The sequence below is a fragment of the Fusicatenibacter sp. genome, assembly GCF_050872605.1.
Classification (GTDB): domain Bacteria; phylum Bacillota; class Clostridia; order Lachnospirales; family Lachnospiraceae; genus Fusicatenibacter.
The window spans coordinates 1-10,041 of record NZ_JBNMHD010000062.1; the positions used below are offsets into that span (position 1 = coordinate 1).

The 10,041-nt window shown below is 48.2% G+C and carries 12 protein-coding genes and 1 pseudogene; 10 read left to right on the forward strand and 3 right to left on the reverse strand.

The features are described from left to right. Positions 1-225: 225 nt before the first annotated feature. Positions 226-852 carry a class I SAM-dependent methyltransferase gene (locus ACY2VT_RS13510; protein ID WP_461880243.1) on the reverse strand — a complete coding sequence of 209 codons (627 nt, stop codon included), beginning with the start codon at positions 850-852 and terminating at the stop codon, positions 226-228. Positions 853-1,047: 195 nt separating this feature from the next. Next, positions 1,048-1,488 carry a MerR family transcriptional regulator gene (locus ACY2VT_RS13515; protein ID WP_461880244.1) on the reverse strand — a complete coding sequence of 147 codons (441 nt, stop codon included), beginning with the start codon at positions 1,486-1,488 and terminating at the stop codon, positions 1,048-1,050. Positions 1,489-1,593: 105 nt separating this feature from the next. Here ACY2VT_RS13515 and ACY2VT_RS13520 point away from each other — a divergent pair, with 105 nt between their 5' ends. From ACY2VT_RS13520 to ACY2VT_RS13545, 6 genes are read left to right on the forward strand one after another with little or no spacing between them, the layout of a single operon-like run. Beyond that, the gene (locus ACY2VT_RS13520; RefSeq protein WP_461880245.1) at positions 1,594-2,133 is read left to right on the forward strand and encodes a flavodoxin family protein; all 540 of its coding nucleotides are present in this window, start codon (positions 1,594-1,596) and stop codon (positions 2,131-2,133) included. Between the two features lie 54 nt (positions 2,134-2,187). Beyond that, positions 2,188-2,667: a flavodoxin gene (locus ACY2VT_RS13525; RefSeq protein WP_461880246.1), complete on the forward strand. Its 480-nt coding sequence runs from the start codon at positions 2,188-2,190 to the stop codon at positions 2,665-2,667. 15 nt (positions 2,668-2,682) lie between these two features. Next, positions 2,683-2,955, forward strand: a complete 273-nt coding sequence (locus ACY2VT_RS13530) for a carboxymuconolactone decarboxylase family protein (RefSeq protein ID WP_461880247.1) — start codon at positions 2,683-2,685, stop codon at positions 2,953-2,955. A gap of 52 nt (positions 2,956-3,007) precedes the next feature. Continuing rightward, the gene (locus ACY2VT_RS13535; RefSeq protein WP_461880248.1) at positions 3,008-3,421 is read left to right on the forward strand and encodes a cupin domain-containing protein; all 414 of its coding nucleotides are present in this window, start codon (positions 3,008-3,010) and stop codon (positions 3,419-3,421) included. Positions 3,422-3,423: 2 nt separating this feature from the next. Then, complete coding sequence (locus ACY2VT_RS13540) at positions 3,424-4,395, forward strand: alpha/beta hydrolase (protein WP_461880249.1); 972 nt, start codon at positions 3,424-3,426, stop codon at positions 4,393-4,395. After that, complete coding sequence (locus tag ACY2VT_RS13545; protein WP_461880250.1) at positions 4,392-4,940, forward strand: cyclophilin-like fold protein; 549 nt, start codon at positions 4,392-4,394, stop codon at positions 4,938-4,940. Before ACY2VT_RS13540 ends, ACY2VT_RS13545 begins: the two co-directional genes overlap by 4 nt. Positions 4,941-5,201: 261 nt before the next feature. Here the strand turns inward: ACY2VT_RS13545 and ACY2VT_RS13550 are convergent, their stop codons facing one another. After that, positions 5,202-6,065, reverse strand: coding sequence for a LysR family transcriptional regulator (locus ACY2VT_RS13550; protein WP_461880251.1), 864 nt, complete (start codon positions 6,063-6,065; stop codon positions 5,202-5,204). Between the two features lie 142 nt (positions 6,066-6,207). On the opposite strand from ACY2VT_RS13550, the gene ACY2VT_RS13555 reads away from it, so the two are divergent. The 4 genes and pseudogenes from ACY2VT_RS13555 to ACY2VT_RS13570 all read left to right on the forward strand — a co-directional run. Next, positions 6,208-7,602 carry an MATE family efflux transporter gene (locus ACY2VT_RS13555; RefSeq protein WP_461880252.1) on the forward strand — a complete coding sequence of 465 codons (1,395 nt, stop codon included), beginning with the start codon at positions 6,208-6,210 and terminating at the stop codon, positions 7,600-7,602. Continuing rightward, complete coding sequence (locus tag ACY2VT_RS13560; RefSeq protein WP_461880253.1) at positions 7,595-7,804, forward strand: hypothetical protein; 210 nt, start codon at positions 7,595-7,597, stop codon at positions 7,802-7,804. The genes ACY2VT_RS13555 and ACY2VT_RS13560 overlap by 8 nt, the downstream gene beginning before the upstream one ends. Continuing rightward, the gene (locus ACY2VT_RS13565; RefSeq protein WP_461880254.1) at positions 7,801-8,664 is read left to right on the forward strand and encodes an aldo/keto reductase; all 864 of its coding nucleotides are present in this window, start codon (positions 7,801-7,803) and stop codon (positions 8,662-8,664) included. The genes ACY2VT_RS13560 and ACY2VT_RS13565 overlap by 4 nt, the downstream gene beginning before the upstream one ends. 132 nt (positions 8,665-8,796) lie before the next feature. After that, positions 8,797-10,041, forward strand: a pseudogene (locus ACY2VT_RS13570) (IS4 family transposase); the annotation flags it as partial.

A 10,041-nucleotide genomic window follows, 5' to 3' on the forward strand; every position in this document is an offset into this window, starting at 1 on the left:
CTCCACAAATTTTATACAAAACAAATCAGACTGCAAAAAGCTGCTTAAGTTTTCAACATTACGCTGTTTGGGGTAAGGGGGAGTATACCCTTTTTAAACAATTGCCTTATTTTTTTGCAAAAATTGAAAGGAGCTGCGAAAAATGAATTCTTAAACTTCATTTTTTCACAGCCCCAATTATGGCAAAATAATTTCAATTATTATAGAAATTCGCTATTTAAATTTTTAATATTGAGAGAACTTCTTTTTTGCTAAAATGCACAGCCAATGATTCTTTTTGTCAGAATGGCTTTCTATATCAGAAAAGCCTGCTTCTTCTAACGCATCACGAATTTGCTTATCGTTATAAATGCTCATACCGTCAATCATTTTTGGCCATTTTTCATCAGCGGTATTTGTTCCGTCGATTTCATTACATATCATAAATGTACCACCGCTTTTTAATACACGATTCACTTCAGTAAAGCACTTTGTAAGACCTGGCCAGAAATAAATGGTTTCAAAAGCAGATACACAATCAAACGATTCATTATCAAATGGCATATCCGCGACATTACCTTGAAGTACTTCACATCTTTTTTGATTGATTGCTGTATCATTTAATTTTCTGGATTCTCCAACGCTTACATCTGAAAAATCAAGACCTGTTACATGGCCATTCTTGCATATATCCAGCCAGACAGCAATATTTGCTCCACCGCCACAGCCTACATCAAGAACTTTTGAATCTTCGTTTACTGAAATTTTAGAAAATCCCCAGTTTGCCAAATGAGTGTGTCCGCTATTCATCATCTTTACCATTAATTTTCCGCCAAATCCTTCTGGCTTACAAGTATTTTGAAAAAATCCCATTAAAACATTTCCCTTTCAAATTTTAATTTGAATATATTGTAACATATTTTTATAAATAATAAATAAAAAACCGTAATTTTGATAGAAACCGTGTAAGGAGTGCAACTTCGGCTCATAGATGGTGAAATTTTCCATTGATGGGGTGCAATATCTTCTTGTGTTGCATTCTGGCTTCTATGCAGTAACAGGAGCGTGTTATTCTTTGTGGGAGCTGTCGTAGATTGTACGGATGTTTTTAGGCAGCCCGTCGGGAATCATGGCGGCGAGTTTTTCCTCATTTCCGTCCCGAATTGCCTGTTCATAGTACCAGCATTTGAATTTCAGCATATCCAGAGTGCGGTTCATCCGTGCAATCTCCTCCTCCATATGCGCCTTCTGCGTTTCAAACAATTCCTTGCGCTGCGGATAGGTGGACGGTCCTTCTGAGCACCAATCCATGAACTGCCGAATGTCCTTAATCTCCATGCCCGCCTTTTTCAGGCACTCAATAACCCGAAGCGCTTCAATCTCTGCTTCACTAAACTTGCGGATACCGGATACTCGCTCCATATTCGGGAAAAGGCCCTGCTTGTCATAATAGCGCAGTGTAGAGATGGGTATTCCGAACATCTCTGCCACCTGTCCGATCGAATACATAAAAATTCCTCCGAAAATTTTCAAAAAAATCTTGACCTGAAGTTAGGTTTAGGTGTTATCATTATCATAACACAAAAGAAAACGGAGCGCAAGGAGTGTTTTATGATGAGTAAAAAAGTATTGATTCTTTCTTCAAGCCCCCGCAAGGGCGGCAATTCGGAGACCTTGGCGGTCGCCTTTGCCAAGGGTGCTCAGGAAGCTGGTCATCAGGTAGAGACAGTGTTTCTGCGGGAAAAGCAATATGGCTTCTGCAAAGGCTGCTTTGCCTGTCTGAATCTTGGGCACTGCGTCATCCAAGACGATGCCGTGGAGATCACCGCAAAAATGCACGACGCGGATGTGCTGGTGTTTGCCACACCCGTTTACTATTACTGCGTCAGCGGTCAGCTCAAGACCATGCTCGACCGAGCGAATCCACTCTTTGACACAGACTACGCCTTTACGAAGGTCTATCTGCTTGCAACGGCGGCAGAGGACGCATCGGAAACCTTTGCGGGCACAGAAAAGGCTATTCAGGGATGGGTTGACTGCTTTGACAGATGTGAGCTTGCAGCTACCGTTTTCGCTGGCGGTGTAAACGGCGTGGGAGAGATCGCAGGTCATGCCGCACTGGAGCAAGCCTATCAGATGGGCAAGGATGTCTGAACAAGCATTTCCGGTACGAAGAACATATTTTAAGCCAATAGGAGTGAAGCGTATATGAAAAAGATATTGGTAGCCTATTTTTCCGCCGGTGGAGAAACCGCGAAGCTGGCAAAAACCATTACAGGCGTTGTTGACGGTGATCTATTTGAGATTGCGCCAGAGGTGCCCTATACTGCCGCCGATCTCGACTGGACGGACAAAGGCAGCCGCAGCACTCTGGAGATGAACAATGACAACAGCCGTCCCGCCATTGCAACTAAGATCACGGATATGGCACAGTATGACACAGTGTTTGTGGGATTTCCCATCTGGTGGTATCAAGCACTGCGCATTATTGAAAGCTTCTTGGAATGCTATGACTTTGCCGGAAAAACCGTGATCCCCTTCGCCACCTCCGGCGGCAGCGGTATGGGCAAAACAGACAGCATCCTCAAGGCGGTCTGCCCCGCAGCGGCGTGGCTGCCCGGTAAGCGTTTGCAAAGCAATGAAAGTACCGCTGACGTACAGAAATGGGTCAACACACTGAACATTTGATGGGAGGAACGGAATTTGGCAGTTAAACAAACGGCAGGCAGAGAGGCTCTGGGAGAATTTGCTCCTAAATTTGCGGAATTGAATGATGATGTGCTGTTCGGACAGGTGTGGAGCCAGGAAGACAAGCTTTCCCTGCGGGACCGCAGCATTGTAACAGTGGTGGCGCTGATGGCGCAGGGGTTGACGGATTCGTCCTTTCAGTACCATCTGACAACTGCAAAGAATAACGGCGTGACGAAAACGGAAATTGCGGAGATACTGACCCATGCGGCATTTTATGCGGGCTAGCCCAAGGCGTGGGCGGCCTTCCGTATGGCAAAGGAGGTTTGGGCGGAGGACGATGCTGCCAACGCAAAAGTCAAGCATCAGAATCAATGACGACTTTGCAAAATATTTTATCGGGCAAAGCTATCTCGCGCCTCTTTCTACGCTGCAGGTCGGCATTTACAATGTGACCTTTGAGCCGGGCTGCCGCAACAACTGGCACATTCATCACGCCAAAAGCGGTGGTGGACAGATTCTTGTCTGCGTAGCCGGTACAGGCTACTATCAGGAATGGGGTAAACCGGCACAGGAGCTGCGCCCCGGCAATGTAGTAAATATCCCTGTGGGCGTAAAGCACTGGCACGGCACAGCACCGGATAGCTGGTTCTCTCATCTGGCGGTAGAGGTTACGGGGGACGAAACCTCCAATGAATGGTTGGAAGCCGTGGACAACACAGTATATTTTAAGGCAACAGGCAAGGAGGTCTGAATATGGAAAAACTGAATTTGACACAGGAATGGGACAAGGTGTTCCCCAAAAGCGATAAGGTCAATGTTAGAAAGGTGACCTTTCACAACCGCTACGGCATCACGCTGGCAGCGGATATGTACACACCGAAGGGTGCGGAGGGCAAGCTGCCCGCTATTGCCATCAGCGGCCCGTTCGGTGCGGTAAAGGAGCAGTCCTCTGGATTGTACGCGCAGAAAATGGCGGAGCTTGGATTCTTGACGATTGCCTTTGACCCGTCCTATACCGGCGAGAGTGGCGGTACACCCCGCTATGTCGCTTCGCCGGACATCAACACCGAGGATTTCTGTGCAGCGGTAGACTTTCTCTCCGTGCAGGAGAATATTGACCCGGAGCGCATCGGTATCATCGGTATCTGCGGCTGGGGCGGCATGGCAATCAATGCCGCTGCCATTGATACCCGCATCAAAGCTACTGCGGCTATGACCATGTACGACATGACCCGTGTGAATGCCAAAGGCTACTTTGACAGTGAGGATTCTGAGCAGGCACGCTTTAAAAAGCGAAAAGCGCTGAACACGCAGCGCACCGAGGACTATAAAAACGGCACCTATGCTCTGACGGGCGGCGTGGTCGAGCCGCTGCCGGAGGACGCACCGCAATTTGTAAAGGACTATTACGCCTACTATAAGACTCCGCGAGGCTACCATCCCCGCAGCCTGAACTCCAATAATGGATGGAATGTGACGTCCTCGCTGTCGTTCCTGAATATGCCGATCTTGCAGTACAGCAGCGAGATCTGCTTTGCTGTGCTGCTGGTACACGGAGAAAAGGCGCACTCCCGCTATTTCAGTGAGACGGCTTACAGCAAGCTGACCGGGGACAACAAGGAATTGCTCATTATCCCCGACGCAAGCCACACCGACCTTTACGACCAGATGGACGTGATCCCATTTGAGAAGCTGGAGACATTCTTTTCGGAGCATCTGAGATGAAGCGGCATATTCCGCTCGTTCTGCTGCTGGCGGTTATACTCTGTCTGAGCGGCTGCGCCGGCCGACCCGACCTGCCGACTGAACCGCCGGCTTCCGCAACAGAAGACACGCCGCAGGCAGCAGAAAGCGAGAAATCTACCAAAATGACAACAGAGGAAACGACCATGCCTGAAATCGATACAACCGAGCCGATACTGCTTTTGACCATTGACGGCACCGCTGTGGATGTTCAGTGGGAGAATAACGCTGCTGTTACTGAGCTATATGCCCTTGCACAGAACGCCATTACCGTGAACACTTCCGCCTATGGCGGCTTTGAGCAGGTGGGCAGTTTTCCGCAGAGCTTTTCCCGTAGCGATGCGCAGATGACTACGCAGCCGGGAGATATCGTTCTGTATTCCGGAAATCAGCTTGTGGTGTTTTTCGGCTCGAATTCGTGGAGCTATACCAAGCTGGGACATATCAGCGGTCTGTCTGCCGATGAACTTGCAGCATTGTTGGACAAAGAGCAGACGGTTATAGAGCTTCAGCTAAAGTCAAAGTAAGCCGCGGGCAGTAAGGTGGCTTGCCTTGGAACAGAAAAGACCGCAGGCGGTTTGATCCTGCGGTCTTTGTGTTTGTTTACAGTTCTCGATTTGAGGGGGTGCATTTATACGAGGCCGATGTAATACCTTCTTTAATAGCTCTTTCCGGCTACAGCACTCAGCGTATCACCAATGTCTGTATGACGATTAAATACTGTTTTTCGACCTTTCAAAGCCTATGCTCACAGGCTAAAAAGCGCAGACTTCTAACCGGCAAAAAGATCATTCCCGAAATGCCCGCAGGAATACCTCCGCCGCTTTGCTGAACACTGCGTAGCGTTTCCAGATCAGCGCATAGTGTATCTCCAACGGCGGATCCAGCGGGCAAAAGCATACACCTTCGTCCAATTTAGAGGGCAGCAGATCCTCGGTCGTCAGGTAACATCCAAAACCGGTTTTCACAAATTTCTCCGGTGAACCGTTGATAACATTATAGGTCGCGGCGATATTCAGATTCTCAATTTCTGTCTTCGCCCAGTGAGAGATGATTCTTTGCAGACCGGCTCTGCGGTGAAATACCAACGGGATCGCAGGCAAATCCTCTTTCCGGATAAATCCCTTTTTCGCCAGTGCATGATCGGATGGCAGCAGCAAGCCCCAGCGCAAGGAATCCGGCAGCGAAATATATTCATATTGCATGGTGTCGATTGGTTCCAGAAAAACAGAGAAATCCAGACTGCCGTGTTCCAGCCGTTCCAGCACATCAATGGCGTCACTGCTGTAAAATTGAAAATGAATACCCGGATGCTCTGCCCGGAGTGCAGCGGCGGCTTTCAGTACAGAGGCGGTTGGATTGCCGCCGATGGCTACCTCACCGCTGATTTGCGCAGCATCTGCGTTCAGCTCACGCTCTGTCTTTTCCAGCAAAGTGATGATTTCATCGGCGCGTTTCCGCAGCAAAACGCCTTCCTCCGTCAGCGTGATCTTCCGTTTTCCTCGAATCAGCAGTTGTTTTCCAACTTCCTGTTCCAACTCCATAAGCTGCTTGGAAAGCGACGGCTGGGAGATATGCAGACTTTCTGCGGCTCGTGTGATATTTTCTTCCCTTGCGACCGCAAGAAAATAGCGCAGCAGACGAATTTCCATGATTTCTTCACCTCCCTCATAGTATACGCCGAATTATCATTCCCGTCAACTATGATAGTTCATTCTATATAAGTATTTGCTATCGTTAAGCGAAGGCAGTATAATATTTTTGAAATATAGAAGCAGAAAGAAGCATCTGAACATGGAAACAGAAAAAGCAAAGCGGCAGCTGGATATGCTGCACGGTTCCATCTGGAACAAGCTGCCGCTGTTTGCACTCCCAGTGGCGGCAACCGCCATTCTGGAACAGCTATTCAATGCGTCTGACATTGCGGTGGTAGGTAACTTCACTGGTGCCGGGAAGACCGTAGCTGTGGCGGCGGTGGGAGCAAACAGTTCTATCATTGCGCTAATCGTCAACCTGTTTGTGGGCATCGCCTTGGGCGCAAATGTTGTCATCGCCAACGCTATTGGGCGGGATGATCAGGAAGCGGTGAAAAAAGCTGTCCATACCTCTATTGTGGTAGCATTTCTGGGCGGCATTCTTGTGGCAGTAGTTGGCGAATTTGCGGCGACTCCGCTGCTGCACTCTCTCAATGTGCCGGACGATGTGTTTGACTCGGCGCTGCTATATCTGAGAATTTACCTGCTGGGAATGCCGGTGATTTTGCTTTATAACTTTGAGACGGCGATTTTCCGCAGTGTGGGAGATACCCGTGTGCCGCTGATTGCGTTGGCAACCTCCGGCGTGCTGAATGTTGTTCTGAATTTGTTCTTTGTGGCAGTCCTGCGAATGACAGTCAACGGTGTCGCCATTGCTACGGTAATCTCCAATGCGGTCAGCTCGGTGCTGCTGCTCTGGCGTCTGCGGATTTCCAAGCAGTACATTCATGTAGAGTGGCAGTCGCTGCGGATTGATTGGAAAGCCTTCGGACAGATTATGAAGATCGGTTTGCCCGCCGGTATCCAGAGCGCCGTGTTTGCGGTTTCCAACATCGTAATCCAATCTGCTATCAACAGCCTTGGCACGGTGGTCATGGCGGCATCCAGTGCGGCATATAACATTGAAGTTTTCGCCTACGATGTATTGAACTCGTTCAGCCAAGCCTGCACGACCTTTGTCGGGCAAAACTTTGGCGCAGGGCAGATCAAACGCTGCAAACGAACCCTGATTCTGTGCCTGATCGAAGACCTGATCGCTTCGGCAGCCGCAATCGCACTGGTGCTGTTTGCTGGAAAGTATCTTCTGGCAATTTTCAACAACGATTCGGAGGTCATCTCTATTGGCTATACACGGCTGCTGATGGTGTTCTCCGCCTACACGTTCAGTATGCTCTACGAAGTGATGAGCGGCTATCTGCGCGGTTTTGGTATCTCCCTCGTTCCGGCGCTTCTGACCACCATAGGTGTCTGCGGAATCCGCATTGGATGGATTCATTTTGTGTTCCCGCAAAGCAGGACATTCCAGACGATTATGACCGCTTATCCGGTCAGCCTGTCAGCCGCGGCGCTACTGATTTTGATTGCACTGCTTTGCTACCATCCGTCCCGTAGATTTGCCAATTTGCAGCGAAAAGAGGAAATGGCACATGAATAACGAACACTGCCTGTCCGACAGCGGGATGCCGCCGGATCAAATCTGTACTGTAATTTCTTGCCTGCAAGCCGGAAAGGAAAAAGATGCTGTAGCGATTTTGAAAGCATGGCGGATCGAGCTTCTGGATCAGCTTCATGCCTGCCAGAAACGAATCGACTGCCTAGACTACTTTTTACAGAATCACAAGGAGGAACTGCAATGAACGAAGAAAAATTGACCTTGAACAATGGCGTTGCCATGCCGAAGATCGGCTACGGCGTGTTCCGCATGACAGACAGCGCCCAATGTGAAGAAGCCGTCGTACAGGCGATCCATGCTGGTTATCGCCTGATTGATACCGCTGCCGCCTATGGAAACGAAGAAGCTGTGGGGCGGGCGATTCGCCGCTGCGGTGTTCCCAGAGAAGAACTGTTTATCACCACAAAGCTGTGGATTACGGACACCAGCTACGAGGGTGCAAAACGGGGCTTTGCCCGTTCGATGGAGCATCTCGGTCTGGACTATCTGGATCTGTACCTCATCCATCAGCCCTACAATGACTACTACGGCGCATGGCGAGCGCTGGAGGAGCTGTACGCTGCCGGAAAAGTCCGGGCTATCGGTGTCGATAATTTTACGCCGGACAAGCTGGCGGACTTTGTGTTCTGGAATAAAGTAAAACCGGCGGTCGATTTGGTGGAGTGCAATCCGTTCTTCCAGCGGGAAGAGGAACGCGCCTATATGGAAAGCCAAAACATCCTGATGCAGGCATGGTCTCCCCTGTCCGCCGGACAGGCGAACCTTTTCCGGAACGAAACGCTCTGCGACATCGCTGTGAGTTATGAGAAATCTCCCGCGCAGGTGGCGCTCCGCTGGCTGACCCAGCGCGGTATCGTCCCCATTGTGAAATCCGCAAACCCGCAGCGCATGAAGGAAAACCTGAACATTTTCGACTTCACGCTGACGGATGCCGAGATGGAACAGATTGCAAAGCTCGACACCGGTCATACCTGCTTTGCACCCCGGCAGACCGGTCCAGCAGTGGACGAGTTTCTGGAAAAATCGTTACAGTATCAGCTGTAAATATAAGGGCTTGTGGCTATCCCAAAAATGAAAACAGACGTTTTAGTTGGAATCGATTTGTTCTCATAGCAGCGCATAATGGAAAAGAGCCTCTGCCGATACCCAAACCGGGCATCGACAGAGGCTCATGCTATGAATAAAAGTATAACACAAGTAACTCAAGATGATAAGCAGATTTCGAAATCTATCAAAAGATTTTTTACAAGATTTCATCTTTCCTCAGCTTTGAAAGTATCCAACGCCTACAAAAAGAAAGGAATTCCGGTAACGGAAATCTTCCAGTATCTGTTTCTGCTGATTTTTTCTAACAGAAGCATGTACATGAATCTGAATTCGTTTCACAACGATTCTTTCTTCCCGGATCATCAAAGAAGCCATCATTCCACTGGATTCAAAAGACCGTACCAACGTCCTTATCATTGATGATTCCATGTTTGAGCGTAACCGTTCCAAGAAGGTAGAGCTTCTTGTAAAAGTCTATGACCACGCAAAGCATACGTATCGTTTTGGATTTCGAATGCTTACTTTTTGATGGTCAGATGGAAGTACGTTCCTGCCTGTAAACAGCATCCTTCTTTCTACAGAAAACGAGAAAAATCGAATCAATGAGGCTGTAAAAGTAGACAAAAGAACCAATGGTTACAAACGCAGAAAACTTTCCATGGAAAAAGGAACATCTGCCATGCTTTCACTTTTGAAGACTGCTAAAAAGGCTGCAATCCCTGCGAAATATGTTCTTTTTGACAGCTGGTTTTCCTCTCCAAGCACGCTTCATGCTGTAAAAGAGATTGGATATGATGCAATCGGCATGGTTAAGAAAACCCCAAAGATGTTCTTTCGTTACAATGGTGAAGATATGTCTTTGGTTTCTATCTACAACAAGAATAAAAAGAGACGCGGAAAATCAAGATATCTGCTCTCTGTTATGGTCGATGTTGTAAAAGATGGTGAAATCATTCCAGCAAAAGTGGTTTATGTCCGCAACCGCAACAAACGCAAGGAGTACCTCTGTCTTATTTCTACAGATATAAATCTGGATGAAAACGAAATCATCCGAATTTATGGAAAACGTTGGGATATAGAGGTGTTCTTCAAGGTATGCAAAAGTTATCTTAGCCTGAGCAGAGAGTGCAATTCTCTATCCTATGATGCAATGACAGCACATACCGCAGTTGTTTTACTCGGTACATGATGTTATCGCTGGAAAGCCGGGAATCTAATGATAACAGGTCTCTTGGCGAACTCTTTTTATACTTTTCCGATGAGCTGTCTGATATCACTTGGATACAGGCATTTCAAATGCTACTTCAAATGTTCCGGACAATGTTTGAGGAAAATACCGAGTTATCAAATGAGAAAATCAGCGAATTGGTGGAG